Below are 25,869 nucleotides of genomic sequence, written 5' to 3' on the forward strand. Positions count from 1 at the left end.
CTGCCCGGCCGCTTGAAAAGCGGCGGGGTAGTGAATAGTGAAGGATAATAATGGACAATGGAAAATGGACAATGGAAAATGGGAAATTAATGTTTTTAATTTTTGGAAATCCAGTTGAACACTCAAAATCTCCTTTAATGCACAATTGTTTTTTTAAAAAAGAAAAAATCAATGCCTGTTATACAAGATTTTTATTGACTGACGGAGAAGAGATTGTTAAAAAATTTAAAGAACTTAAAATAAAAGGCGCAAATGTCACTGTGCCGCATAAAGAATGGGCATATAATCTGGCTGATGAGGTAAGGGGGATTGCAAAAGAAATCGGAGCGGTAAATACGCTTGTGGAAGAAGAAGGAAAAATTGTCGGATACAATACGGACGCCGAAGGATTTTTGGAAGTAGTTAAAGATTTTAAGTTTAAAAAAGTTTTAATAATAGGTGCCGGAGGAACAGCCAGGGCTTTAAGTTATGTTCTGCCTGATGCACACATTTTAAACAGGAGTGAAAACAGGCTTGAGTTTTTTCAAAAAAAAGGCAAAGTTACTTTCACTTGGAAAAATTTTAAAAATTTTGATTACGATTTAATAATTAATACAACAAGTGCGGGACTTAAAGAAAATATTCTGCCGGCTCCAGCTCAGATTATTGAAAAACTTTTTTTAAATGCAAAATATGCCGTGGATGTAATTTACGGAAAAGTAACGCCTTTTTTGAAGCTTGCCCAAAAATATAATCTGATTACCAAAAGCGGTATTGATATGCTGGTTTTCCAGGGAGTTCTTGCAATGGAATATTTTTTGGGAAGAAAATTAAATAGAAAAGAGGTTGCAAAAATTTATTTTGAAATACTTAAATAATTGATAAAAATTAAAAAAATTTTAAGGTCTTTCTTCACTTTTTAGCTCCATTACGGCTGAAAGTTTTTTAAATTTATCTATTAATTTTTCATATCCCCTGAAAAGATGATAAATCCTGTGCACTTTTGTTTCGTTTTTTGCAATAAGTCCGGCCAACACTAAGGCTGAACTGGCTCTGAGATCTGTTGCCATTACATCAGCACCTATTAACCGGGTAGGCCCTTTAATAGTTGCAATTTTTCCTTGTATTTGTATGTTTGCCCCGAGTCTGTTTAGTTCAGGCACATGCATAAATCTGTTCTCAAAAAGTCTCTCTTCTATAGAAGAGACACCTTCGGCCTGAGTGGCGACAGCCATAAGCTGTGCCTGCATATCTGTAGGAAATCCCGGATATTCGGAAGTTGTTATGTCTACAGGGTTTATTTTTTTTGCCGGAAATATTTCTATTTCATTTTCTCTCACTTCAATAGGAAATCCCATTTGGGAAAGTTTGACTATTACACTCTCAATATGCTCTGGTATCACATTCTTTAAAAGTATGTTGGAATTTGTAATTGCACCTGCGGTTAAATACGTCCCCGCTTCTATTCTGTCGGGAATTATGCTAATTTTAGGAAAATTTAAAAGTTCACCATCGGTGCCTTCAATTACTATTTCGTCATTTTTTCTTTCTATTTTAACACCGGCATTTTCTAAAATCCGGCATAATTGATTAACTTCCGGTTCTTTTGCGATATTTATTATTTTGCTTCTCCCTTTTGCAAGTGCCGCCGCCATTATTATATTTTCGCTGCCGGTGACTGTTATTTTGTCAAATATTATTGTTGCACCTTTTAGTCTGCCTTTTGCATGAATATACCCGCCTTCTATTGTGATATCAGCTCCCATAAGTTCCAGCGCCTTTAAATGCAAATCCACAGGCCTTGCCCCTATGGCACAGCCTCCGGGAAGAGAAACTTTCGCCTCGCCAAACCTTGCAAGCAAAGGGCCTAAAACCAGGATTGACGCTCTCATTGTTTTTACAATTTCATAAACTGCGGTAGTGTTGTTTATTGTAGATGTGTTTATTGTTAAAGTGTTGTTTTTAAAATTATAACCTGCGCCTAAATATCCAAAAAGTTTAAGGAGTGTTTTTACATCGGCAACTTCCGGGACATTTGACAGGTTTACTTCATTTTTGGCAAGTATCGTAGAAGCAATAATCGGTAATGCCGCGTTTTTGGCGCCGCTTATTTCAACACTTCCGGAAAGTTTTGGAGACTCAAAAATATGTAAATATTTATACATTTTCGAAACTTTTAAGCAGTTTTATTTCTTCTTCCCAAATTTCAGGTTCAATTGTTTCCAGAACCAGAGGAATATTGTCAATCCGTTTATCACGCATAATAAATTTAAATGCATCAAGTCCTATTTCGCCTTTTCCCAAAGAATGGTGTCTGTCTACACGGCTTGCAAATTTTGCCTTTGAATCATTTATATGCATACCCTTAAGATATTTAAAACCGACAGTTTCATCAAATTTTTTCATAGTTTTTTCATATGTCTCTTTTGTTCTTATATCATAACCGGCTGCAAAAATATGTGCCGTATCGATACACACTCCTATTCTTTCTTTATCGGTAATTTTATTTATAATATATCCCAAATGTTCAAATTTATATCCAAGATTACTACCTTGCCCCGCTGTTGTTTCTATTACAAAAACAGAGCTCTCAGTCTCTTTTATGGCTTTGTTTAAACTTTCACTTATTAAATCAAGACACTCATTTTCGCTTATTTTTTTCAGATGGCTTCCAGGATGAAAATTAAGATATTTCAATCCCAAACTTTCAACCCGTTTAGCCTCATCTATAAAGCTTTTTAGAGATTTTTCCCTTTTTTCAACTTCCGGATGCCCTAAATTTATTAAATAACTGTCATGCGGTAAAACTGCATCCGCACTAAAACCATGCTCTTGCATATATTCTTTGAATTTAGCTATATTTTCTTCACTTAGAGGCTTCGCAAACCACTGTCTCTGGTTTTTTGTAAACAGTGCAAAACCGTCAGCACCTATTTTTTTTGCATTTAATACGGCGTTTTCAACACCTCCCGCCGCACTTACATGGGCTCCAACATACTTCAAAATATCTCCTTTATTTTAAAACTTACTTGGCTACTTGGAACTTGGCTACTTACAACTCACAACTCACTGCTCACTTTTTTCACTAATTATGCCAGTTTTGGCCATTTGAGTTTTCCATCCGGGTTTGCAACCATATGAACATGGAGATGAAAAACTTCCTGTCCTGCGTTTCTACCGTTGTTTGTTATTAATCTGTAATCGCTCAGGTTTAGTGTTTTGGCAACTTCTTTTATAAATTCTGCCATTTGAGGAAAAATTTCGTCAGGGGTTGAATCGAATTTTTCAAAATGCTCTTTCGGAATTATTAAAACATGAACGGGTGCTATCGGATTAATGTCATAAAAAGCCAAAAATTTATCATTTTCCGTTACTTTTTTGCTTGGAATTTCACCTTTAACTATTTTACAAAATATACAATCCATTGAAAGCCTCCTTTTTTTTTGGTATTATATCCAAAAATTTTAAGGAGCTTTAGTGGATTTAAGCGAAATTAAAAACACTCTTAATTTGGATGAACTTGAAAAATTAAGAGTTAAATATTTAGGTAAAAATGGTCTTATTACACAGGAATTTAAAAAACTGAAAAATTTAAACGAAGAAGAAAGAAAAAAAGTAGCAAAAGAACTTAACGAATTAAAAGAAAAAACCATAAATTTGATTCAAAATAAAAAAGTGGAACTAGAAGTTAAACTGCTTGAAGAAAAAATGAAACTTGAAAAAATAGATGTAAGTTTGTATTCTCCAAAAACCACAGGGGCGATTCACCCGATTACGGATACAATGAATAAAATTATTAATTTTTTTACAAGAATGAATTTTTCCGTTGAAACCGGTCCTTTGATAGAAGATGAATTTCATAATTTTGAGGCGTTAAATCTTCCTAAATACCATCCCGCCCGCGATATGCAGGACACTTTTTATTTTAACGACGGAAAACTGCTCAGGACTCACACTTCCCCTGTACAAATCAGAACAATGCTTTCTCAAAAACCTCCTATCAGAGCAATAAGTCCGGGAGCCGTTTTCAGAAGGGATTACGATTTGACACACACTCCCATGTTTCATCAGGTAGAAGGGCTTGTGGTGGATAAAAAAGGAAAAGTTAGTTTTGCAAATTTAAAATTTATACTTGAAAGTTTTTTAATACATATGTTCGGAGATGTAAAAGTCAGATTTAGACCCTCTTTTTTTCCTTTTACGGAACCGAGTGCAGAAGTGGATATAAGCTGTATTTTTTGCAAAGGCGAAGGATGCAGGGTATGTTCGCATACCGGATGGCTTGAAGTTTTGGGATGCGGAGTGGTTGATTCGAATGTATTTAAAGCCGTGGGGTATGAAGATGTAAGCGGATATGCATTCGGACTGGGTGTTGAAAGATTTGCAATGCTTATAAACAGGATAAATGATTTAAGAAGTATGTATGAAGGAGATATAAGACTTATGGAGCAGTTTAAATGAAACTAACAAGAAAATGGCTGGAAGAATTTATAAATTTAGACGGTATATCAACCGAAGATATTATAACCACACTTAACAGAATAGGAAATGAAGTAGAAGGTTATAAAAAAATAGAGATTCCTGAAAATGTGGTAATAGGGGAAGTAATTGATTGCGTTAAACATCCCAACGCAGATAAATTAAATGTATGTAAAGTTGATGTAGGGGAAGAAATACTTCAGATTGTATGCGGTGCAAAAAATGTGGCTGCTGGTCAGTTTGTTGTTGTTTCAAAAGTCGGGGCATCTCTGCCTGAAATTAAAATAAAAAAAGCAAAACTTAGAGGAATTGAATCAAACGGAATGATTTGTGCGGCAAGGGAGCTTGGTCTTCCTGATTTTCATGAAGGAATACTGGTTTTGGACAATTCGTTAGGGGAACTCAAAAAAGGCGAATATGCCGGAAATTATCTAAACGATGAAATAATAGAACTCGGAATTACCGCCAACAGGGGAGACTGTTTTTCTATATACGGAATTGCAAGAGAACTGGCAGCCGCATTTAACAAAAATATAATTTCCGAAGAATTTACATATGAAGAAATACCCGAAGGTATAGGAAGAATTGTAAAACTTGAAAAAACAGATATTAAGCATTCTTCACATTTAATCAAAGCTTTTCAGGGAAGTGTTAAAAGTAATCTTAAAATTAAATACAGACTGAGTTTGTGCGAAATAGAAGCAAAAAATGATTTGGATGAACTTATAAAATATTCAATGCACGCCACAGGGGTGCTTTTGGTTGCATCGGACGTTAAGAGCAGTTTTGAAGAAAATAACGGTGTTGACGAATTAAAAACCCAAAGCGGAAAATATCAGGTTGGAATTAAAAACGATATAAAACTTGAAAATCCCTCTCAATTTATTATTGACGCCAACTATATAGACCCTGAATATGTAAGCGAAATTGTATTTGTTAATAAACTCACAACCGATGAATATTTTTTTAAAGCGAGCAGGGGCAGTGAGCCTGATTTAAAAATCGGTATGGATTATTTTATAAAAGAGAGTAATTTAAAAGTATATTCATCTGAAATAGATTTTATAACGGAGAAAAAACCCCTTGTTTTAAATGTCTCAAGTAAAGAAATTTGCGAAATTATCGGTCAGAATATAGAGGAAGAAAAAATTGTCGAAATTTTAAAAAAGCTTGGGTTTGTCATTGAAATAATAGGAGATGAGACATTCAGGGTAAAAATTCCAGAATTCAGGGCGGATGTAAAAAATATTCAGGATGTTTCCGAGGAGGTTTTAAGAATATACGGAATAGATGAAATAAAATCTTCACCTTTAAATTTTGAAGAAAAAAACAGAATAAACGATATTATAAACAAAATTGATTTTATAAACGAATTAAAATTAAAATCTGTTTCTCTCGGATTTTATGAAGCGATTCATTTTGTGTTTGATGATAAAGAGAGATTAAAAAAATACGGTTTTGAAGTTGTTGATGAAAAGCTTGATTTGGCCAACCCTATTGTAAATGAACTTTCAACACTGCGCAGCACTCTGCTTTTACAGCTTTTGGATGATATTAAAAGAAACAGGGCAAACGGATATAAATCAATATATTTATTTACAATAGGAAGCGTTTATAATAAAAACAGAGTCGAATTAACAAAAGCAGCCTATGTTATCAGCTCGAATGCAGAATTTGAAAACATAACCAATCAGGGAAAACCAAAAAAAGTTGAATTTAAAGATATGATTGAGAAACTCTCTTCTGTAATAGGGGAATTTGAATTAATGCAAAATGATTCTCATCCGTTAGCCCATCCCTATCAAAATGCAAAAATCATAAAAGACGGGAAAGAAATTGGAGTAGTGGCAAAGTTGCATCCAAAAGTACAAAAAGAATTTGATATTGAAGATACAGTTTTTGCGGAAATTGATTTGAATAAATTGAAAAGACCAAAAAAAGAGGCGAAAATTATCAATAAATTTCCAAAAGTAAACAGAGACCTTTCCATTGTTACAGATAAAAATATTACATACAAACAGATATTTGAATTAATAGATAATTTGAATATAAAAGAATTAATAGATTTTTATCCTATAGATATTTATGATTTAGGAAAAAGTAACTCACTTACTATCAGATTTGTTATTCAGGGTGAAAAAACCTTAACAGACAATGAAATAAATGATATAATGCAAAAAATAATAAAAAAATTGGAAGAAAAAGGTTTTAGCTTAAGATGAATTTAGAAGTGGTTGCAGGTAAAAGATTTAATGAAGAATTTATTGTAGATGCTGATAAATCAATTTCTCACAGATGTGCTATTTTTTCTTTGCTTACAAAAGGAACAAGCAAAATAAAAAATTTTTTAAGGGCCGAAGATACTTTAAATTCGCTCTCTATCGCAAAAGCCCTCGGGGCCGAAATAAAAGATGATAATAATGAAATACTTATAAGTGCCCCAAAAGGGATAAAAGAAGCCGACGATGTTTTATACTGTGGAAATTCGGGAACCAGTATAAGAATATATATGGGGCTTTTAGCCGGAATCAACGGTTTTTTTGTATTAACAGGAGATAAATACCTAAGACGCCGTCCTATGGCGAGGGTAGCCAATCCTTTAAGAAGTATCGGCGCAAAAATAGACGGAAGAGAGGGTGGTAATTTGGCTCCTTTGGCCGTAAGAGGCGATAAACTCAAAAATTTTGTATATGAAAGTAAAATAGCTTCCGCCCAGGTTAAATCCGCTCTTATTTTGGCCGGACTCAATGCAAACGGCAAATCTGTTTACAGGGAGCCGTTTTTAAGCAGGGACCATACGGAAAGAATGCTAAAAGGTATGGGAGCAGATATAAATTCTACAATGGAAAATGGAAAATTGAAAATTGAAATCAATCCGCTTGAAAGCAAGTTAGAACCTCTTGACATTGAAGTTCCAAATGACCCGAGCAGCGCTTTTTTCTTTGCCGTAGCCGCCGCTATAACCAAATCAAGAGCAGTTATTAAAAATGTTACACTTAATCCTACGAGAACTGAGGCTTATGAAATTCTTAAAAAAATGGGAGCAAATATAGAATATATTTTAAAAGAGAATAAATACGAGCCCATTGGGGATATTATAGTCGAAGGCGATAATTTAAAAGCGGTAGAAGTTAGCAATAATATACCATGGCTGATAGATGAGCTTCCTGCACTAAGTATTGTTATGGCAGTTGCCGAGGGTGAGAGTGAGGTAAAAAATGCAAAAGAGCTCAGGGTTAAAGAAACGGACAGAATCAAAGCGGTTGTAAAAAATCTTAAAAATTTAGGAATAGAGGCAGAAGAATCTGAAGACGGGTATAAAATAATGGGTTCTTTTCCAAAAAGCGGAACCGTAAATTCGTTCGGAGACCACAGAATTGCCATGAGCTTTGCAATTTTGGGACTTTTGTGTCCTGTTAAAATTATTGATATTGATTGTATAAACACATCTTTTCCTAATTTTTTTAATCTGTTTAATAAAATAGCTAAGTTCAGGGTGGAAAATGCTGATTAAAAAAGCCAAAAGTTACGGATTTTGTTTTGGTGTAAAAAGAGCGGTTGAAATTGCCGAAAATTCTAAAAATGCCGTAACACTCGGTCCGCTTATCCATAATCCACTTGAAATAAAAAGGCTTGCTAAAAATTATAATGTAAATTATGTTGATTCTATAGATAAAATAGATAAAAACATAAAAAGGGTGATTGTGAGAACCCACGGTATTCCGAAAAAAGATTTACAAAAGCTTAAAGAAAAAAAAGTAGAAATAATTGACGCCACATGCCCTTTTGTTAAAAAACCCCAGGAAATTGTGGAGGAGATGAGCAGACTTGGATATGATATAGTAATTTTCGGGGATATCAATCATCCTGAAATAAAAGGTGTTATGAGTTACAGCGTTCATGATAGGGTTTTTGTTGTGCTGGATATTGATGAACTTAAAAAAATAAAACTTAAAGAGCATATAGCGACGGTTGCACAAACTACAAGAAAAATTCAGGATTATTTAAAAATTACTGATTATTTAATAAAAAATTATAAAGAAGTCAGGGTGTTCAACACCATCTGTAATGCAACATTTGAAAATCAGGATGCTGTAAGGGCTCTTGCAAAAGATGCGGATATAATGATAATTATAGGTGGTAAAAACTCTTCTAATACAAAACAGTTATATAATATTGCAAAAGAGTATGCCCAGAGCCATTTAATAGAAAATGAAAAAGAAATAAACCCCGAGTGGTTTAAAGGAAAAAAGCTTTGCGGAATCAGTGCCGGTGCCTCGACTCCGGAATGGCTGGTAGAAAAAATAATCTCAAAAATAAAGGAAGTAACATGGAATTGAATATCGGTGATGTAGTTGAATTTAATGTGGAAAAAATAATAAAAGGCGGATTTATTTCCCATATAGACGATACTGAAATATTTTTGCCAAAAAGCCTAAGCGGTCTTAAAGAAGATGAAAGTGTAATCGGTAAAAAGGTAAAAGCAAAGGTAAAAGAATTTAAAGAAAATTCTGTTGTAGTTGATAGAAAAGCATATTTAAATGAAATAAAAGAAAAATTAGAGAGCTTAAAAGACAAAATAATATCTGCAAATGTTACAAAAGTTAAAAATTCCGGTCTTGTAATAGATATAGACGGAATCAGCGGTTTTGTTCCAAAAGATGAAATTTTTTATAAAAAAATAGACCATAAGAAATATATTAGTGTCGGAGATGATGTTGAAGTAATGCTTGTTGACCCTGTAAGAAGAATATTTTCCATTAAAAAAGCCCTGCCTAACCCTTGGGAAGAAATTAAAGATTTAAATAAAGGCGATGTTGTAAAAGTTAGTGTTTCACATATTACAGATTACGGCGCTTTTGTTGATTTGGGAAACGGGGCTGAGGGATTTTTGCATATAAGTGAAATTAACTGGGACGGTATGAATGATTTAACTCTGGGGCAGGAAATAGATGTTGAAATAGTAGAAATTAATACTGATGAAGAAAAACTGAGAGTCAGCAGAAAAAACCTTTTGGATAAACCTGCCGAAGAATTCTCAAAAAAATATAAAAAAGGCGACATATTAAAAGGTGTTGTTACAAAATTTATAAATGTAGGTGCTTTTGTTGAAATAGACGGAATAAGTGTTCTTCTACCAAATAAATTTGTAAGTTTTAAAAAAGGCGAAAAAGCAAGCGATGTGTTAAATATCGGCGATGAAATAGAAGTAAAAGTAATTACAATAGAGCCGGAAAATAATAAAGTGATTGTTTCAAGAAAAGATGTTCTTTCAAATCCTTATGAAGAATTTGCAAAAAATTATCAAATTGGAGATAATGTAAAAGGAAAAGTCAAACATATTACTGATTTTGGAAGTTTTGTAGATTTAGGAGATGTTGAAGCACTGGTTAGAAAAGAAGATATGAAAAATGAATATAATGTGGGAGATGAATTCCAAGGTAAAATTATAGAACTTAACGGAGATAAAATTAAGCTTGCTGAATGAAAATAATAATTTCTTTGCTAAGCGTTTTAATTTTTTCTTTGCTTGTATTAACTTATGTTAAAATTTCAAAACCAAATTTTATTTGGCAAAAATATGAAGAAAAAAAAGTTGAAATTAAGACAAGTAAACCTGAAAAATTTCCTGAAATTTCTAATTTTGAATATAATGCCCTTCCCGCAAGGGTTTTATATGAAAAAATTGATTTTAAAAAAATAAAAACAGTTATTTTATATAAAATAATAATAAAAGGTACAGACAGGTTTTCGCTTTTTAATGTTTTGGAAATTTTGAAAACCAAAAAAGTTCCTTATTCAATGATTAAACAAAAAAATGTTTCAGTTTATGTAATTTTTAAAAATTTAAAAGAAGCTGAAAATATATTGAATTTATTTAAAAATTATAATTTTCCGATAAAATTACAAAAAATAATAAAAAGGATTTAAATGAAAGTAGTAATTTGCGATCCAATTCACGAAGCCGGATTTGAAATACTAAAAAAAGCAAAAGATATTGAACTCGTTGATGCAAGTAAAACACCGAAAGATGAACTTTTAAATGTAATTGAAGATGCTGAGGGTGTAATTACGAGAAGTCCAACGCCTGTAAATGAAAAATTTCTTACATCAGCTAAAAAATTAAAAGCAATTGTAAGAGCGGGGGTCGGGGTTGATAATGTTGATATCAAAAGCTGTTCTAAAAGAGGTATTATTGTTATGAATGTCCCTATGGCAAACACATTGGCAGCAGTTGAACTTACAATGGCTCATTTATTTGCAGGGGCAAGAAGTTTTACAAATGCTGTATGGAACTTGAAAAAAGAGCATGTTTGGAACAGGGAAAAATGGTTAGGAATTGAACTTGCAGGTAAAAAACTCGGAATTATAGGTTTTGGAAATATAGGAAGCAGGGTAGGTATCAGGGCAAAAGCACTTGAAATGGAAGTAATTACATATGACCCTTATATCGATCCAAGCAAAGCAACAGATTTAGGTTGTAATTATACAACCGATTTTGAGGAAATATTAAAATGTGATTTTATTACAATCCATACTCCTAAAACAGCTGAAACAATAAATATGATTACAAAAAAAGAAATTGAAAAAATGAAAGACGGGGTGGTATTAATCAATTGTGCCAGAGGGGGTTTATATAATGAAAAAGATGTTTACGAAGGATTGAAATCAGGTAAAATAAGATGGCTTGGAATAGATGTTTTTGAAAAAGAACCGCCTACAAACCATCCGTTTTTTGAGCTAGAAAACACATCTGTTACACCTCATATAGGGGCAAATACCGTAGAATCACAGAGAAGAATCGCAACCCAGGCCGCTGAAGCCATTATAGAAGCCTTCAGGGGCAGCAGTTATCCTAATGCCCTTAATCTTCCTATTAATACGGCAAATACACCAGAATGGATTATTAAATATCTTGAACTCTCCCAAAAAATGGGATATATCCTTTCTCAGATAATTAAAAAATCAATCAAAAAAGTAAAAGTAAATTTAAGCGGGGATATCGCCAAAGAAGAAAAATCTGTTTTAACATTTACAGTAGTGGGGCTTCTTAAAAACATCACAGACAGCGTAAATTATGTAAATGCTGAATTTTTGGCCAAAGAAAAAGGAATTGAATTAAAAACACAAGAAATTAAAAACCCCACTTATAAAAATTTTATCAATATAAAAATAATTACTGATGACGGGGAATATTCCATAAGCGGCACAATGCTTGACAAATATCCGAGAATTGTTGAATTTAAAGGGTTTGATTTGGAATTTGAACCTAAAGGTAAAATGATATTCTTTAAAAATACCGACGTACCCGGAGTAATAGGTGAAGTTGGAAAGACTCTTGCGAAAAATAAAATAAACATTGCCGATTTCAGACTGGGAAGAAATAAAAAATCTCAGGCAATGGCTGTTATTATTGTAGATAATCATGTTAATGAGGATGTGTTAAATGAACTTAGAAACTTAAAAGCCGCTTTAAGTGTGGCTTTTGCAGAAATTTAAGGAGAAAATATGGCATACAGTATGAATGATTTAAAAAAATATTTAAATATAGAACTGGACGGAATACCTTATAAAATAGTTGAATATCATCATGTTAAACCCGGAAAAGGTGCGGCGTTTGTAAGAACAAAACTCAAAAATTTAATTGACGGCAGGGTGATAGAAAAAACATTTCATGCGGGGGACAAAGCTGATGAACCCCATCTTGAAAGAAAAAAATATCAATATTCTTATAATGAGGGGGATATTTATTATTTTATGGATACAAACACTTATGAAATGATTCCGGTGGATGTAAGTGTTTTTGAAGAAAGTAAACAGTTTCTTTTAGACGGAATGGAGGTGGACATTTTATTTCATAACGGAAAAGTTATAGGTGTTGAGCTTCCAGGAAGTGTTGAACTTAGTGTAATTGAAACACAGCCTGTAAGCAACAAAGACAGAAGCGGGGCATGCAGAAAACCCGCAACACTCGAAACAGGGGCTGTTGTGACAGTTCCTTGCCATATTCTCGAGGGTGATAAAATAAGAGTCGATACACGTACGGGTGATTATCTGGAAAAAGTAAAATAGGCAAAAAAAATGAAAAACAAACTGGCTAAAAAAGTAGAAAAATCTGTAAGAAATATTCCTGATTATCCCAAAAAAGGAATAATTTTTAAAGATATCACAACATTGCTTAATAACGGGGAACTTTTTGCCGAGGTTATCGATTACTTTGCAGATAAATATAAAGATGTCGATTTTGTATGCGGGATTGAGAGCAGAGGTTTTATTTTCGGTTCGGCAATAGCTTATGCTATTAAAAAAGGTTTTGTCCCTCTTAGAAAAAAAGGAAAACTTCCTTTTACCACTGTCAGTGAAAAATATGCATTGGAATACGGATTTGATGAAATAGAGATTCATATTGACGCTTTTAGAGAATGTCAAAATCCGAAAATTTTACTTGTTGACGATTTAATCGCAACAGGCGGAACCGCTGAAGCGGCTGTAAAACTTATTCAAAAAATCGGGGGGAAAATAGAAGCTTGTGCATTTTTAATAGAACTTGAATTCTTAGATGGGGCAAAAAGATTAAGAGAGCTTGGAGTTGAAGTGGATTCGCTTTTAAAAGTTAAAAATTAAAAAAGGAAATTAATGTATATTCCAAAACCTATATATGATCCTGATAAAGGAGGGCATTTTGACAAATTCGGAGGAAAATTCGTACCTGAGACATTAATGCCTGTTCTTGAAGAATTGGAAAATTTTTATAAGAGTGTGAGATTTGATAGAAATTTTTGGAAAGAAATGGATTATTATTACAAAGAATATATCGGGCGTCCCACAAATTTATATTATGCTGGGAATTTAAGTAAAGAGCTTAATGCAAAAATATATTTAAAAAGAGAAGATTTAAACCATACAGGTGCGCATAAAATAAACAATACCATAGGTCAGGTGTTACTTGCAAAAAAAATGGGTAAAAAGAAAGTAATTGCAGAAACGGGTGCCGGTCAGCACGGTGTTGCAACAGCAACTGCTGCGGCACTTTTCGGACTTGAATGTGATGTTTTTATGGGTGAAAAAGATGTAAAAAGACAGGAACTCAATGTTTTTAGAATGGAGCTTTTGGGTGCAAAAGTGCATCCTGTAAAAAGCGGCAGCAGAACATTAAAAGATGCTATGAATGAAGCAATAAGGTATTGGGTAAGTAATGCAAGGGATACCTTTTATGTAATAGGAACTGTTGCGGGTCCCCATCCTTATCCTATGCTTGTTAGGGATTTTCAGGCTATAATAGGATATGAAGCAAAAGCCCAGATTTTGGCAAAGGAAAACTCCCTTCCCGATTACGTAATAGCATGTATTGGGGGAGGAAGCAACGCCATGGGTGTTTTTTCGCATTTTTTGGAAGAAAAAAATGTCCAGTGTATTGGAATTGAGGCAGGGGGGCTTGGAATTGAAAGCGGAAAACACGGAGCTAGTTTAAACGCCGGAAGACCCGGAGTTTTACATGGCCAGATGAGTTATCTCCTTCAGGATGAGGAAGGACAGATTAAAGAAGCTTATTCCATTTCAGCCGGCCTTGATTACCCTGGAATCGGGCCGGAGCATGCATTTCATTATGAAGCCGGAAGAATTAAATACGATTATATAACAGACAAAGAGGCTTTGGATGCTTTTGCATGGTTAAGTCAAAAAGAGGGAATTATTCCGGCGTTTGAAAGTTCGCATGCTGTAGCTTATTTAAAAAAATTAGAGAATATAAAAGATAAAATAGTCATTATCAATCTTTCCGGCAGGGGAGATAAGGATATGATGAGTGCAAAAAAAATTTTGAAGTTTGAAATTTAATGAAAAAATTTTTAATCTTAACACTGTTTATAAGCTTTATTTGGGCTTTTGATTTACATTCCATAAAAGAATTTTTCAGTGAAGAGAATTTAATTTATCTTCTTAAACAATACGGATATATAATTTTATTTATATGGTGTATATTTGAAGGTGAAACCGGTCTTGTTATGGCAGGTGTTTTATCACATATGGGTGATATGAATCTGGAGCTTGCCATTATTGTCGCTACATTTGGGGGATTCAGCGGAGACCAGATATATTTTTATCTTGGGAGATTTAACAGAAAATGGATTTTAAAAGAGTTAACACAGCACAGAAAAAAATTTGCAAAAGCAAAACTGCTTCTTAAGAAATATGGCATCTGGGTTGTTTTTATACAAAGATTCATTTACGGGATGAGAACGATTATTCCAATGACAATAGGTATTTTGAATTATGATGCAAAGAAATTTGCTTTGGTTAATTTATTTAGTGCATTTGTCTGGGCAAGTGTTACAATAATACCAAGTTATATATTCGGCGAGGAGATTTTGGCAATTTTAAAATTCTTGAAACATCATTGGTATTTAGGTGTAGCTTTTGTAATAATATTGTTTTCATTTCTTTGGTATTTAAATAAAAAAGAGGAGGATTAAATGGAATTTATTAAAGGAAAAGGTCAAGTTAAAGCAGAAATTATTATAAACGGAACAAAAAAATTTGAAGAATATGGCTTTAATGGTAAAGACGGCGAAGTTTTGGTTTTGGCTGAAAAAAAAAGAATTTATGTCGGAATTGAAAAAATCAATGCCGAAAATATAAAAACTGCAACGGCAAGTATTATTAAATCTCTTAAAAAATATAAATTTGAAAGTGTGGAAATTACGCCTCCAAATACCAAAAAAGAAGAAATTTTAATTTCCTTTTTTGAAGGATTTATGTTAGGAGATTATGAATTTGACAAATATAAAAATGAGAAGGCAAAGCATCCGGTTAAAAAAATAGCAATTAATTCGAAAAGAGATTTTGATGAGTTAATTAAAGAAGCAAAAATAAGAGCAAATACAATAAATTTTGTAAGAGATGTCATTAATTCTGTTCCGGATGAAATAACTCCGCCTAAACTTGCAGCAATTGCCGAAGATGTTGCAAAAGAAAATAAACTTGAATGTAAAATTTATGATGAAAATTATTTATATGAAAACGGATATCATGCTTTTTATGCCGTAGGAAAAGCCAGCTCCAACCCTCCAAGGCTTATTCATTTAACATATAAACCGAAAAATCCTAAAAGAAAAATTGTATTAATCGGTAAGGGGTTATGTTATGACAGCGGGGGGTTAAGTTTAAAACCAGCCGATTATATGGTAACTATGAAAAGTGATAAATCAGGTGCAGTTACAGTTCTTGGAATTATAAAAGCTGTAAGTGAGCTTAAACTCGATATAGAAGTGCATGCCATCTTGGGTGCGGCTGAAAATATGATAGGAGGAAATGCTTATAAACCAGATGATGTATTAAAGGCAAAAAACTCAAAAACTATTGAAGTCAGAAATACGGATGCCGAGGGAAGACTTGTTTTGGCTGACTGTCTGTGTTACGCCGATGAGGAAATTAAAGAATATGATGAAATTTATGATTTTGCAACTCTTACAGGAGCTTGTGTCGTAGGCCTTGGAGAATATACAGCAGGTGTTATGGGCTTTAATAAAGAAAAAATAGAAAATATTATTAAAAATGCACAATTGGCCGGTGAACATTTTGCATATCTTCCGTTTAATAAATATTTGCCAAAACTGTTAAAGAGCAATATTGCCGATATTTGTAATATAGCTTCAAGCAGATACGGCGGTGCGCTTACTGCTGGAGTGTTTTTGAGTGAGTTTGTAAAAAATAAAGACAAATGGACTCATTTGGATATTGCCGGACCGGCATTTGTAGAAAAAGAGTGGGGATTTAATCCTTACGGTGCAAGCGGATTCGGGGTTGATACGTTTATAAACTACTTAAAATCTCTTTGATTCTCCTTCTTATTTTCCCAAAATAAAAAATAATTAAAATAAGATATAATTTCATAAAAACTAAGGAGAAAATATATATGAAAGTTGGAATTGTCGGACTGCCTAATGTTGGAAAATCCACCACGTTTAATGCACTTACCAAAACACAAAATGCAGAAGCTCAAAATTATCCGTTTTGTACAATAGAACCTAATAAAGCTATAGTTCCTGTACCGGATGAAAGAATTGACGAGCTTGCCAAAATAGTAAATCCAAATAGAATTCAATATTCAACCATAGAATTTGTAGATATTGCGGGACTTGTCAAAGGTGCAAGTAAAGGTGAGGGTCTTGGAAACCAGTTTCTGGCAAACATTCGTGAGACAGATATAATTTTGCATATGGTCAGATGTTTTGAAAATCCTAATGTTATTCATGTGGAAAACAGCGTAGATCCCATAAGGGATGTGGAAATAATAGAACAGGAACTTTTATATGCCGATATTCAGACTCTTGAAAGAAGGATAGAAAGACTACAAAAACAGGCAAAAGGTTCTAAAGAAGCTAAAGCCCAGCTTGAGTTAGCCGAGGAGCTTATGGAATGGCTGGCTGAGGGAAATCCGGTCAGTACTTTTCCAAAAAAAGATGAAGACGCTTTTAAAATACTTGAAAGAGAGCTCAGTTTTTTAACAAATAAAGAAATATTTTACGGGGCAAATGTTGATGAAGAAGGTTTGGCTGAGGATAATGAATATGTAAAATCCCTAAAAGAATATGCAAATAAAAACAACAGGGAAGTAATAAAACTATGTGCTAAAATAGAAGAAGAAATGGTCGGAATGAGTGATGAAGAAAGAAAAGAGTTTTTAGAGAGTATGGGGGCAAGTGAAAGCGGACTTGATCAGATTATCAAAAAAGCGTATGAAAAACTAAATTTGATAAGTTATTTTACGGCAGGAAAAATTGAAGTCAGAAGCTGGACGATTAAAAAAGGCACAAAAGCCCCTCAGGCGGCCGGAGTAATACACACAGATTTTGAAAAAGGATTTATCAGGGCCGAAGTTATAAGTTATGAGGATTTTATAAAATATAATGGCGAACAGGGTGCAAAAGAAGCCGGAGTTATGAGGCTGGAAGGAAAAGAATATATTGTAAAAGACGGTGATGTAATGCATTTTAGGTTTAATGTATGAAAGTAGAAATAACTAAAGATGCTTTTCAAAAATTAAAAAAAAGATTTCCATGGGTTTATAAAAACGAACTGATAAATATTCCCGATTGCGACAAAGGAAGTGTTACCGATTTGATTTATAACGGAGAATATGTGGCAACTGCCTTTATAAACCCTTTAAGTAAGATCAGTGCAAGGGTAATAAGCTTTGAAAAAATACAAATTGAGAGGGAATTTTTTTATGAAAGAATTAAAAAAGCTTTAAAAAACAGGGGTGCAGATTTTAATAGTAAAAATATTATGTTAAGTTTGGAGAAAAAATTTCATTCTAATTCTCTTAGACTTATACACTCAGAAGCGGATTTTCTGCCGGGACTTATCGTAGACAAATACGGAGATAATCTTGTTGTTTCTTTTACAACTGCCGGAATGGATAATTTTAAGGGCGTTATTATTGAAATTTTAATAGATTTGTTAAATCCAAAAGGCTTATATGAAAAAGGTGATAAAATAAGGCAAAAAGAGGGATTAGAAATTATAAATGAAACTCTTTTTGGAAATGTGGATGATGAATTTTTGATAATTGAAAATGATAAAAAATTTTTAACCAATTTAAAAGAAGGTCAAAAAACAGGGTTTTTTCTTGATCAGAGAAAAAATAGAAAAGTAGTAGGTAAATATGGTAATAAAAAGACATTAGATTTGTTTGCAAACGCAGGAGGATTTGGAATATATGCAAATGCCCATTTTACTAAATTTGTAGAAATTTCTGCTTTAGCCTGTTCTCAGATAGAAAAAAACTGCGAATTAAATAATATTAACAATTATGAAATAATAAAAGCCGATGTATTTAAATTTTTGGAAAATGAAAAAGAGAAATATGATTTAATAATAATTGATCCTCCGGCATTTGCAAAAAATAAAAAAGCTAAAAGAGGTGCGCTTAAAGGATGGAAATATTTAATTGTAAATTCGCTTAATATTCTTGAAAATAATGGATATTTGACACTTTTTAGCTGTTCTAATGCCATTAATTCAAAAGATTTGTTGGATTTGGCGTTAAGTAGTAGTATAATAAACAAATGCAATTTGGAAGTTGTCGAATTTCTTAAACAGGATGTTGACCATCCGTATATTTTGAATATCCCAAATTCGCTTTATTTAACGGGAGTACTCTTAAGGAGGGTATAATGAAAAAATTTTTATTTATCAGACATTCTTTGGCGATGGAAAAGTATGAGTTTAGAGGACATGACTTTGACAGGCCGCTGATAGAAAAAGGAAAAATCAGGGCAAAAGAATTTTTTAAGGCCGTTAAAAACATATATCCTGTAATAAATTATATAATTACTTCAAAAGCAGCCCGTGCAAAAGAAACTGCCGAAATTTTAAAAGAATTTTATCCTAATGCCGAATTTAGAAGCGGTAAACTTGAATGATTTGCCGATTTTAAAAACCTGGCCTCTTGACGGCGGTAAATTTATAACAATGGGGCAGGTTTATACAAAAAGTATTGACGGAGAGAGCAGAAATGTCGGAATGTACAGACTTCAGATATATGACAATAAAAGGCTCGGGCTTCACTGGCAGATTCATAAAGACAGCGCACATCTGTTTTGGGAATATAAAAAAGCGGGGCTTAAAATGCCTGTAAGTATTGCAATAGGGGGAGACCCTCTTTATACATGGTGCGCAACGGCCCCAATGCCGCCCGGGATATTTGAACTTATGCTTTACGGATTTATAAGAAGAGAAAATCCAAAACTTGTAAAATGCATAAGCAATGATTTGGAAGTGCCCTCAGATGCGGATATAGTAATTGAAGGGTGGTGTAATCCCCAAGAAGTGGAAATTGAAGGTATGTTTGGAGACCATACCGGGTATTATACGCTTAAAAAGCCTTTTCCTGTAATGCACGTTGAAACTATAACCACAAAAAAAGAACCTGTATATTATGCAACGGTTGTGGGCAAACCCCCTTTGGAAGACAAATATATGGGGTATGCAACCGAGAGGATTTTTCTGCCTCTTATAAAAACTACGGCTCCGGATTTAATTGATTATGCAATGCCTGAAAACGGAGTTTTTCATAATCTGATTTTGGCAAAAATTGCTCCAAGATACCCGGGACATTCTCTTCAAATAATGCACTCTTTATGGGGAACGGGACAGATGAGCTTTGTAAAACATGCTGTTTTTGTTGGGGATGATGCACCGGCCCTTAGGGATTATAAAAATTTAACAAGATATATTTTAAATAATTTTGATAAAGAAAAAATTTTAATTTCAAAAGGAATAGTTGATGAGCTTGATCATTCAAGCATTGAAGAACTGGTCGGCGGAAAACTTGGAATAGACGCAACTAAAAGTGAAAAATTAAAAGTGAAAAATGAAAAATTGAATATTTTAAGCGATGAAGAATTGTTAAAAAAATTAAAAGAAATTGAACCATTAATTGAAGGAGTAAAGCAGTATTTTACCGATACGAAAAATCCAATATGCGTAATTAAATATAAAAAAGAAAAAAAAGCCCGTGATATTTTTGAGAATATTAAAGCTTTAAAAAATAATATAAGAATAGTTGTTTTTATAAATACTAATGAGACAAATAACCCTTATATGCTTGTGTGGAGAGTAACAAACAATATTGACGCTTTGCGTGATGTCTGGATAGATGAAATAATAGGAATTGACGGGACAAATAAAAATAAGCTTGACGGATTTAAGCGTGAATGGCCGCCAGATGTTGATGTGGAACAAAAAGTTATAGAAAAGTTACAAAAATTAGGATTGATTGAGGGAATTAGTGAAGAAGAACTCAGAAAATACCAGATAATATAAAGGCAGAAGATGAATTTCAAAGAGATTTTTTTATTTAAAAATTTAGATGATAAAGATATTAATGAAATTAAGAATTTTATTATTGTAAAAAACCTTAAAAAAGAAGATATAGTTTTTTATGAAAAAGAAGAACCTCATTATTTACATCTTTTAATAGAAGGAATTGCAAGAGTATATAAGGTTGACAATAAAGGAAACGAACTTATTATTCATAAGTTTTTTGCACCTTCACTTATAGCGGAACTTGCAAATTTTGAAAAAATGCCTTATCCGGCAAACTGTGCAATGGAAAGTGACGGAATTATATTAAAAATAGAATTTGAAAAATTTAAAAAATTTTTAAAAAAAGGAGATGTCAATTGGTAAAAAAGGGACTGTTATAAATTCCGTGTCAGTCAAGGTAAAATACTAAAAATGAAAGGACTGACATGGAGAAATTTAATTTTGACAAAGCAGTAAAAGATTTATTAGCAGGTAAGAAGATAGGTGGAAAAGATGGAGTATTAGCTCCATTAATTAAAGAATTAGTAGAAGCTGCACTTGAAGCAGAGATTGAATCTCATATTGCAGATGAAGTTTTACAAGGTAAAAGAAATAGAAGAAACGGTTACAACAGGAAAACAGTTAAATCAACATCAGGAGAATTTGAACTTGCTACCCCAAGAGATAGAGAAGGTAGATTTGAGCCTCAAATAGTAAAAAAACATCAAACAACAATAAGTATGAAATAGAAGAGAAGATATTATCATTATATGCACTTGGAATGAGCTATAAAGATATAAAATCACATATTGAAGAGCTTTATCAAATTTCTATTTCATCTTCTACAATCAATACAATAACGGATAAAATCATACCAAAAATCAAAGAGTGGCAATCAAGACCTTTAGAGAGTATATATCCATTTGTATTTATGGATGCAATTCATTATAAAATTAAAGAAGATGGGAAATATGTAAATAAAGCGGTTTATACAATTTTAGGTATCAATATTCAAGGTAAAAAAGAAGTTTTAGGGCTTTATTTAAGCGAAAGTGAAGGAGCAAATTTTTGGCTTCAAGTTTTAACCGATTTAAACAACAGAGGAGTAAAAGATATACTTATTGCAAGTGTAGATGGACTTAAAGGATTTCCAGAAGCCATTAACGCTATATATCCAAATACAGAGGTTCAGTTATGTATAATTCATCAGATTAGAAATTCTTTAAAATATGTAGCTTCTAAAGATAAAAAAGAGTTTATGAAAGATTTAAAAAAGGTATATCAGGCTGTAAATAAAGAACAAGCCGAAAGTGAACTTGATAGACTTGAAGAAAAATGGGGGAATAAGTATCCTATAGTCATTAAATCCTGGAGAAACAAGTGGAATAATTTATCTAATTATTTTAAATATCCTCAAGATATAAAAAAAGTTATATACACAACTAATATTATTGAATCAGTTCATAGACAATTTAGAAAACTTACTAAAACCAAAGGTGCTTTTCCTAATGAAAATAGCTTACTCAAACTCTTATATATGGGTATTCAGAATACAGAAAAAAAATGGACTATGCCTATTAAAAACTGGAATCTTACACTCTCTCAGCTGGCAATTTTCTTTGAAGGTAGATTAGATGATGCTTTAAACTTATGATATAATCTCCTCAGTTGACACGGAATTTTGAACGGTCTCTTAAAAATTGGACTTTAACTTTATCTCAACTTGCTATTTTCTTTGAAGGTAGATTAGATGATGCTTTAAACTTATGATATAATCTCCTCAGTTGACACGGAATTTTGAACGGTCTCGAAATAAAAGATTTATGGCCTAAAAACTGCTTATAAAAACTCTTCTTTAAGCCATTCAAAAATATTACTATTTTGGTTTAAAGAAGAAGTTAAAATTTCAAAGCCTCTTTGGGCATGAAGTTCAAGATATTTTTCTAATTCTTTTTCATTTTTAAATTCAATATTATCATTATTAGCTACCATTAAAGCAATAATATCTGTATAATCTCCTTCGCTTTTTCCTTTCCCAGTTATAACTTCAAGAGAATAAGTTTTTCCATCTTTGAAGTTTAATTTTTTCTTTTCAATTGGTTTGTTAATTGATAAAGAAATAAATATTGCAAATCTAATTGTAAGCCATTTTGGATCGTTTGTAGCATGAATTAGTTTTGCAATTTTTGGGATACTTTCTTCTATGAATTTTGTTGTTCGCATTTTTTAACCTTTGGTAATGTAGGAGTTAAGCAATATCTATCTGAAATATGCTTATTTAAAAGTTCAAATTCTTCAGCCCTAAGTTCACTAGGAGTAGGAAGCATTATTACCTGTTTTGAAGCATTAGGATAAAATTCTTTTAGAATTAATATTTGGTTTTCAATATCAAGTCTTCCAAGCGGTGTGTCAATTACCATTGGAATATGTTTTCCTAAATATTCACTTACTCCCCAAATTAAAGAAGTGGCAATAATTTGTTTTTGCCCAGAAGATGCTGAGAGGACTGATAGTTTTTCATTGTTTTCATTTATTAAATAAATATCAAATTCATCGATTAATGCAATTTCTTTAATTTTAAAGTTATCTTTTTTAAGCTTTTGAAATTTCTCATTTATTAATTTTTGAAGTCTTGGTCTTTTTTTTGATTTAAGAGATAATTTTATTTCTTTTAATACATTTATACTGTCATTTACGGTATTTATTTTTTCTTGGATTAATCTATTTTTGAACTCTATTTTAGAGATTTGTTTTATCTCTTTTTCTATTTTTATCAATTTTTCTTTGCTGTTAAAAAGGTCATTTTCTAAGTTTTTTATATCATTTTCTAATTGGAATATCTCTTTTTGAATATTATAAATTTCTTCAAATAGGTCAGTATTTGATGCTTTTGATTTTTCCATCTCTTCAATTTCAAATTTTAAATTGCTAAGTTTACTCAGTAATTCATTTAAATCTATTTTTTCAAAATCTAATAAAGGCAAAATATTGCTACTACTAATAAAACCCTTTTTCTCTTTTAAAAACACTTCATCAAAAATCTTTTCAATTTCTTTGTGGTTTTCTTTGATTCTTTTTAGAAATTCTTCTTTTTTTCGGATTATAATATCTTTATTAATTCCTAAATCATCATAATTTTTAATATCTACTTTTATTTTTTCTAAAAGAGTAGGATTTAAAAGGAAAGGTAATTTATAAAGAATAATTTGTTTAAATTCATTTATTAATTTTTCAAATTCTTCTTTCTTTTTTGAAAGTTCTTTTTCTAACTTTTTTATTTTAGAAGATTTGTTTAAAAAGAATTTTTCTTCTTTTTGCTTTTCTTTTAATGTTTCTTTTAACAATTTATATCTCTTTTCGAGACTTTCTATTATTTGTTTTAAGTTTTCTTTTTCGTTTTCTAATTCGTTAAGTTTTTGTAGAGTGTTTTCATCTAAAGATTTTTTAATATATTTTTTTAATAAATTTTTTAAATCTTGAATTGTTTGGTCATATATATCAAGTTTTAATACCGATTCAAGCATTTTTTTAAATTCTTCATTTTCAAAATTTGAGAGTTCTTGAATTTTTTCTCCATCAAAGAAAAAGAACTTATTCAAACTTTTAGGAAAATAACTTTCAATAATTTCCTCTGCTTCTAAATCAAAAAATTGTTCATTTTCTATTATAAGAGTTAATTTTTCGTCATTATTAAATTCTCTAATTATTTTAAATTCATCTGTTTCAATTTCAATTTTAGCATGGTGTTTATTTTTAGTAATTAATCCTTCAAAATTTTCATTTCCTTTTATAAACTCATGCTTTGATATATATTTGTTACCAATTTTAAGTATATCTTTTGTAATTCCGTGAAACCCGATTTTTAAAGCATTAATAAAAGAAGTTTTACCAAAACCATTCTCACCAATGATTAAGATTATATTTTTATTTTCTTCAGTTGAAAAAGAGAATTTATTTACATTTTCATAAAGAAAGATATTTTCTAATGTAATATTCTTAATTAACATCTATTTTACCTTTAGCAAAGCTTGTTATTAATTCATCTAAATCTTTATATATATTTTTTCTAATTAATCCTTTTGCGTTATATTCAATTTCAAGAAGCTTATTTATAAAGCTTGGAGTTAAATTATGTTTAAATGCCAACTCTTTTTCATCATCTTCTAATGCGTTAAAGGAGTAATAATTAATATCTCTTCCAAAATTTTTAGCTATTTCAATAGCACTATTTAAAAAGTCTCCATCGTTTTCCCATTCATGCTGTATTTGAATTATTTCTTCATCCAAAATTAGTTTTTTCCCTTTTAATTTATTTTTTAATTGATTTTCTATTTCAAGTAAATTTTGCAGCAATTCTCTTCTAACTTCCATAGTATAAGGGCCTAAACCTTTTTCACCAGTACGCCTTCTTTTGTTTCTTTTTGTTGGGTCATTTCTATAATCTAATAACTTATTCCTAAAATTATTTAAAGGCTTCATCCATTCTTCTGTATCAAGCATATTTTCCATTGATTTGTCTTTATTTACTACTGTACATACCCAACATCCAAATCTTGTTTTGCCACAGCTTGGGTCTTGTGGATTTAAAGCAATATTACAATCTGCTTCACCACTGCCTTTATCATATAGTTTCATCATGTCCTCGTGTGTCCCCCAAGGAGCTTTATTAGAAGATAAAAAAGTCCAAACTTCCTCATTTTTCCATTCTTTTATAGGAGAAAAAGTAAAAGCATTTGGAACACTATTGTGTTTAGTAAAACCTATGAAATTTAATTCTCTTTTTTCTATTGATGTTTTCCTTGTATTTGATTCAGCCTTCCTAACTCCAAGAAGCATTACAATAGATTTATATTTATGTGCTAAAGAAGTTAAATATTTTGTTGCTGGTTTTATTTTTAGTCTTTCTGTACACCATCTAAATGAGGTATTTGGTGCTGGATATCCTTTTCCAAGTAAAAGACTCCAAAAACTTTCTTTAATTTCAGGTTTTAATATTTTTATTTCTATGTCTAATTTTGATTTTTCAATAAATTTTTGGATTTGATTAATTTTATTATAAAAATAATCTGTAATAATTGGCATTTCCACTAAAGTATCACTAGCAACTATAAATACTTTTTTTCTTTTTTCAGAAGGTAACTCAAGAAGCATTTCTATTGTAAGATGCAATACTGTAGTAGAATCTTTTCCACCAGAAAACGTAACAACCCATGGACGTGAATCTTTTAAGAATTCTTCTTTCATTATTTTTTTTGTTTTTTTTATTAAATTATCTAAAAAAAGCATAAAAACCTTTCCTTTAAATTCCTATGGGAATTTGAATATAAGTATAACATAATTTAAACTTTTAAAAAAGATTAAAAAGGTAATATTTGAAAGAAGTATATAAAAAAATTGGTGAAAATGTAAAAAAAATTAGAGAAAGTAAAAACATTACTCAGCTACAATTAGCTGAAATGATAGGACATAAATCTACGACTATTATAGCTCAAGGTGAGTTAGGTGGTAAAAAGCATTTTAATATAGAACATCTCTATAAAATCTCAAAAGCTTTAAATGTTTCTTTATGTGATTTTTTTCAAGGAATTGAATAATTATTTT

The 25,869-nt window shown here is 31.6% G+C and carries 25 protein-coding genes and 1 pseudogene; 20 read left to right on the forward strand and 6 right to left on the reverse strand.

Annotated elements, in window-relative coordinates; translation table 11 throughout:
• Window positions 1-50 precede the first annotated feature (50 nt).
• The gene (locus DZ68_RS0108145; RefSeq protein WP_236617379.1) at window positions 51-857 is read left to right on the forward strand and encodes a shikimate dehydrogenase; all 807 of its coding nucleotides are present in this window, start codon (window positions 51-53) and stop codon (window positions 855-857) included.
• Window positions 858-878: 21 nt separating this feature from the next.
• Here DZ68_RS0108145 and murA read toward each other — a convergent pair whose 3' ends face one another.
• From murA to DZ68_RS0108160, 3 genes are all read right to left on the reverse strand, one after another.
• Window positions 879-2,144, reverse strand: coding sequence for a UDP-N-acetylglucosamine 1-carboxyvinyltransferase (gene murA / locus DZ68_RS0108150; protein ID WP_024791000.1), 1,266 nt, complete (start codon window positions 2,142-2,144; stop codon window positions 879-881).
• The gene (gene nfo, locus DZ68_RS0108155) at window positions 2,137-2,982 is read right to left on the reverse strand and encodes a deoxyribonuclease IV (RefSeq protein ID WP_084023939.1); all 846 of its coding nucleotides are present in this window, start codon (window positions 2,980-2,982) and stop codon (window positions 2,137-2,139) included. The genes murA and nfo overlap by 8 nt, the downstream gene beginning before the upstream one ends.
• 86 nt (window positions 2,983-3,068) lie before the next feature.
• Entirely contained in the window at window positions 3,069-3,404 is a 336-nt protein-coding gene (locus tag DZ68_RS0108160) for a histidine triad nucleotide-binding protein (protein ID WP_024791002.1), read from the reverse strand.
• Between the two features lie 52 nt (window positions 3,405-3,456).
• On the opposite strand from DZ68_RS0108160, the gene pheS reads away from it, so the two are divergent.
• The 18 genes and pseudogenes from pheS to DZ68_RS10235 all read left to right on the forward strand — a co-directional run bounded on the left by pheS (window position 3,457) and on the right by DZ68_RS10235 (window position 21,922).
• Window positions 3,457-4,440 (forward strand): phenylalanine--tRNA ligase subunit alpha, encoded by a 984-nt coding sequence (gene pheS / locus DZ68_RS0108165; RefSeq protein ID WP_024791003.1) that lies wholly within the window; start codon window positions 3,457-3,459, stop codon window positions 4,438-4,440.
• Window positions 4,437-6,680 (forward strand): YtpR family tRNA-binding protein, encoded by a 2,244-nt coding sequence (gene ytpR / locus DZ68_RS0108170; protein ID WP_024791004.1) that lies wholly within the window; start codon window positions 4,437-4,439, stop codon window positions 6,678-6,680. Before pheS ends, ytpR begins: the two co-directional genes overlap by 4 nt.
• Window positions 6,677-7,972, forward strand: coding sequence for a 3-phosphoshikimate 1-carboxyvinyltransferase (gene aroA / locus DZ68_RS0108175; RefSeq protein ID WP_024791005.1), 1,296 nt, complete (start codon window positions 6,677-6,679; stop codon window positions 7,970-7,972). Before ytpR ends, aroA begins: the two co-directional genes overlap by 4 nt.
• On the forward strand, window positions 7,962-8,798 hold the full coding sequence (locus DZ68_RS0108180) for a 4-hydroxy-3-methylbut-2-enyl diphosphate reductase (protein ID WP_024791006.1): 837 nt from the start codon (window positions 7,962-7,964) through the stop codon (window positions 8,796-8,798). Before aroA ends, DZ68_RS0108180 begins: the two co-directional genes overlap by 11 nt.
• Window positions 8,789-9,946, forward strand: a complete 1,158-nt coding sequence (locus DZ68_RS0108185) for a S1 RNA-binding domain-containing protein (protein WP_024791007.1) — start codon at window positions 8,789-8,791, stop codon at window positions 9,944-9,946. The genes DZ68_RS0108180 and DZ68_RS0108185 overlap by 10 nt, the downstream gene beginning before the upstream one ends.
• Complete coding sequence (locus DZ68_RS0108190; RefSeq protein ID WP_024788122.1) at window positions 9,943-10,389, forward strand: hypothetical protein; 447 nt, start codon at window positions 9,943-9,945, stop codon at window positions 10,387-10,389. The genes DZ68_RS0108185 and DZ68_RS0108190 overlap by 4 nt, the downstream gene beginning before the upstream one ends.
• On the forward strand, window positions 10,390-11,958 hold the full coding sequence (gene serA, locus DZ68_RS0108195; protein WP_024791008.1) for a phosphoglycerate dehydrogenase: 1,569 nt from the start codon (window positions 10,390-10,392) through the stop codon (window positions 11,956-11,958).
• A 9-nt stretch (window positions 11,959-11,967) separates the two neighbouring features.
• Window positions 11,968-12,531, forward strand: a complete 564-nt coding sequence (efp, locus tag DZ68_RS0108200) for an elongation factor P (RefSeq protein ID WP_024790226.1) — start codon at window positions 11,968-11,970, stop codon at window positions 12,529-12,531.
• A gap of 9 nt (window positions 12,532-12,540) precedes the next feature.
• Window positions 12,541-13,083 carry an adenine phosphoribosyltransferase gene (locus DZ68_RS0108205; protein ID WP_024791009.1) on the forward strand — a complete coding sequence of 181 codons (543 nt, stop codon included), beginning with the start codon at window positions 12,541-12,543 and terminating at the stop codon, window positions 13,081-13,083.
• Between the two features lie 12 nt (window positions 13,084-13,095).
• On the forward strand, window positions 13,096-14,295 hold the full coding sequence (gene trpB, locus DZ68_RS0108210) for a tryptophan synthase subunit beta (protein ID WP_024791010.1): 1,200 nt from the start codon (window positions 13,096-13,098) through the stop codon (window positions 14,293-14,295).
• Window positions 14,295-14,930, forward strand: a complete 636-nt coding sequence (locus DZ68_RS0108215; RefSeq protein ID WP_024791011.1) for a DedA family protein — start codon at window positions 14,295-14,297, stop codon at window positions 14,928-14,930. The genes trpB and DZ68_RS0108215 overlap by 1 nt, the downstream gene beginning before the upstream one ends.
• Window positions 14,931-16,295, forward strand: a complete 1,365-nt coding sequence (locus DZ68_RS0108220; protein WP_024791012.1) for a leucyl aminopeptidase — start codon at window positions 14,931-14,933, stop codon at window positions 16,293-16,295.
• Between the two features lie 71 nt (window positions 16,296-16,366).
• The gene (ychF, locus tag DZ68_RS0108225; protein ID WP_024788129.1) at window positions 16,367-17,467 is read left to right on the forward strand and encodes a redox-regulated ATPase YchF; all 1,101 of its coding nucleotides are present in this window, start codon (window positions 16,367-16,369) and stop codon (window positions 17,465-17,467) included.
• Window positions 17,464-18,636 carry a class I SAM-dependent rRNA methyltransferase gene (locus tag DZ68_RS0108230; RefSeq protein ID WP_024788130.1) on the forward strand — a complete coding sequence of 391 codons (1,173 nt, stop codon included), beginning with the start codon at window positions 17,464-17,466 and terminating at the stop codon, window positions 18,634-18,636. The genes ychF and DZ68_RS0108230 overlap by 4 nt, the downstream gene beginning before the upstream one ends.
• The gene (locus DZ68_RS0108235) at window positions 18,636-18,884 is read left to right on the forward strand and encodes a phosphoglycerate mutase family protein (RefSeq protein WP_024788131.1); all 249 of its coding nucleotides are present in this window, start codon (window positions 18,636-18,638) and stop codon (window positions 18,882-18,884) included. Before DZ68_RS0108230 ends, DZ68_RS0108235 begins: the two co-directional genes overlap by 1 nt.
• Complete coding sequence (locus DZ68_RS0108240; RefSeq protein ID WP_236617796.1) at window positions 18,853-20,286, forward strand: menaquinone biosynthesis decarboxylase; 1,434 nt, start codon at window positions 18,853-18,855, stop codon at window positions 20,284-20,286. Before DZ68_RS0108235 ends, DZ68_RS0108240 begins: the two co-directional genes overlap by 32 nt.
• A gap of 9 nt (window positions 20,287-20,295) precedes the next feature.
• Window positions 20,296-20,652 carry a Crp/Fnr family transcriptional regulator gene (locus DZ68_RS0108245; protein WP_024788133.1) on the forward strand — a complete coding sequence of 119 codons (357 nt, stop codon included), beginning with the start codon at window positions 20,296-20,298 and terminating at the stop codon, window positions 20,650-20,652.
• A 62-nt stretch (window positions 20,653-20,714) separates the two neighbouring features.
• A pseudogene (locus DZ68_RS10235) lies at window positions 20,715-21,922 on the forward strand (IS256 family transposase).
• 185 nt (window positions 21,923-22,107) lie between these two features.
• Here the strand turns inward: DZ68_RS10235 and DZ68_RS0108255 are convergent.
• The 3 genes from DZ68_RS0108255 to dndC are packed head-to-tail and all read right to left on the reverse strand — an operon-like array spanning window position 22,108 to window position 25,554.
• Window positions 22,108-22,491, reverse strand: a complete 384-nt coding sequence (locus DZ68_RS0108255) for a DndE family protein (protein ID WP_024788134.1) — start codon at window positions 22,489-22,491, stop codon at window positions 22,108-22,110.
• Window positions 22,470-24,275 carry an AAA family ATPase gene (locus tag DZ68_RS0108260; protein WP_024791013.1) on the reverse strand — a complete coding sequence of 602 codons (1,806 nt, stop codon included), beginning with the start codon at window positions 24,273-24,275 and terminating at the stop codon, window positions 22,470-22,472. The genes DZ68_RS0108255 and DZ68_RS0108260 overlap by 22 nt, the downstream gene beginning before the upstream one ends.
• Entirely contained in the window at window positions 24,265-25,554 is a 1,290-nt protein-coding gene (gene dndC / locus DZ68_RS0108265) for a DNA phosphorothioation system sulfurtransferase DndC (protein ID WP_024788137.1), read from the reverse strand. The genes DZ68_RS0108260 and dndC overlap by 11 nt, the downstream gene beginning before the upstream one ends.
• Before the next feature lie 86 nt (window positions 25,555-25,640).
• Between dndC and DZ68_RS0108270 the strand changes: the two genes are divergently transcribed.
• The gene (locus tag DZ68_RS0108270) at window positions 25,641-25,862 is read left to right on the forward strand and encodes a helix-turn-helix domain-containing protein (protein ID WP_024788138.1); all 222 of its coding nucleotides are present in this window, start codon (window positions 25,641-25,643) and stop codon (window positions 25,860-25,862) included.
• Window positions 25,863-25,869: the final 7 nt, after the last annotated feature.

The sequence above is a fragment of the Lebetimonas sp. JS085 genome, assembly GCF_000523295.1.
GTDB lineage: Bacteria > Campylobacterota > Campylobacteria > Campylobacterales > Nautiliaceae > Lebetimonas.

Excerpts from the sequence above, each read along its gene's own strand:
- DZ68_RS0108145 (WP_236617379.1), top strand. The coding sequence starts at position 51 with ATGGACAATGGAAAATGGACAATGGAAAATGGGAAATTAATGTTTTTA.
- murA (WP_024791000.1), bottom strand. The coding sequence starts at position 2,144 with ATGTATAAATATTTACATATTTTTGAGTCTCCAAAACTTTCCGGAAGT.
- DZ68_RS0108160 (WP_024791002.1), bottom strand. The coding sequence starts at position 3,404 with ATGGATTGTATATTTTGTAAAATAGTTAAAGGTGAAATTCCAAGCAAA.
- ytpR (WP_024791004.1), top strand. The coding sequence starts at position 4,437 with ATGAAACTAACAAGAAAATGGCTGGAAGAATTTATAAATTTAGACGGT.
- aroA (WP_024791005.1), top strand. The coding sequence starts at position 6,677 with ATGAATTTAGAAGTGGTTGCAGGTAAAAGATTTAATGAAGAATTTATT.
- DZ68_RS0108180 (WP_024791006.1), top strand. The coding sequence starts at position 7,962 with ATGCTGATTAAAAAAGCCAAAAGTTACGGATTTTGTTTTGGTGTAAAA.
- DZ68_RS0108185 (WP_024791007.1), top strand. The coding sequence starts at position 8,789 with ATGGAATTGAATATCGGTGATGTAGTTGAATTTAATGTGGAAAAAATA.
- DZ68_RS0108190 (WP_024788122.1), top strand. The coding sequence starts at position 9,943 with ATGAAAATAATAATTTCTTTGCTAAGCGTTTTAATTTTTTCTTTGCTT.
- serA (WP_024791008.1), top strand. The coding sequence starts at position 10,390 with ATGAAAGTAGTAATTTGCGATCCAATTCACGAAGCCGGATTTGAAATA.
- efp (WP_024790226.1), top strand. The coding sequence starts at position 11,968 with ATGGCATACAGTATGAATGATTTAAAAAAATATTTAAATATAGAACTG.
- DZ68_RS0108205 (WP_024791009.1), top strand. The coding sequence starts at position 12,541 with ATGAAAAACAAACTGGCTAAAAAAGTAGAAAAATCTGTAAGAAATATT.
- trpB (WP_024791010.1), top strand. The coding sequence starts at position 13,096 with ATGTATATTCCAAAACCTATATATGATCCTGATAAAGGAGGGCATTTT.
- DZ68_RS0108215 (WP_024791011.1), top strand. The coding sequence starts at position 14,295 with ATGAAAAAATTTTTAATCTTAACACTGTTTATAAGCTTTATTTGGGCT.
- DZ68_RS0108220 (WP_024791012.1), top strand. The coding sequence starts at position 14,931 with ATGGAATTTATTAAAGGAAAAGGTCAAGTTAAAGCAGAAATTATTATA.
- DZ68_RS0108230 (WP_024788130.1), top strand. The coding sequence starts at position 17,464 with ATGAAAGTAGAAATAACTAAAGATGCTTTTCAAAAATTAAAAAAAAGA.
- DZ68_RS0108235 (WP_024788131.1), top strand. The coding sequence starts at position 18,636 with ATGAAAAAATTTTTATTTATCAGACATTCTTTGGCGATGGAAAAGTAT.
- DZ68_RS0108240 (WP_236617796.1), top strand. The coding sequence starts at position 18,853 with ATGCCGAATTTAGAAGCGGTAAACTTGAATGATTTGCCGATTTTAAAA.
- DZ68_RS0108245 (WP_024788133.1), top strand. The coding sequence starts at position 20,296 with ATGAATTTCAAAGAGATTTTTTTATTTAAAAATTTAGATGATAAAGAT.
- DZ68_RS0108255 (WP_024788134.1), bottom strand. The coding sequence starts at position 22,491 with ATGCGAACAACAAAATTCATAGAAGAAAGTATCCCAAAAATTGCAAAA.
- DZ68_RS0108260 (WP_024791013.1), bottom strand. The coding sequence starts at position 24,275 with ATGTTAATTAAGAATATTACATTAGAAAATATCTTTCTTTATGAAAAT.
- dndC (WP_024788137.1), bottom strand. The coding sequence starts at position 25,554 with ATGCTTTTTTTAGATAATTTAATAAAAAAAACAAAAAAAATAATGAAA.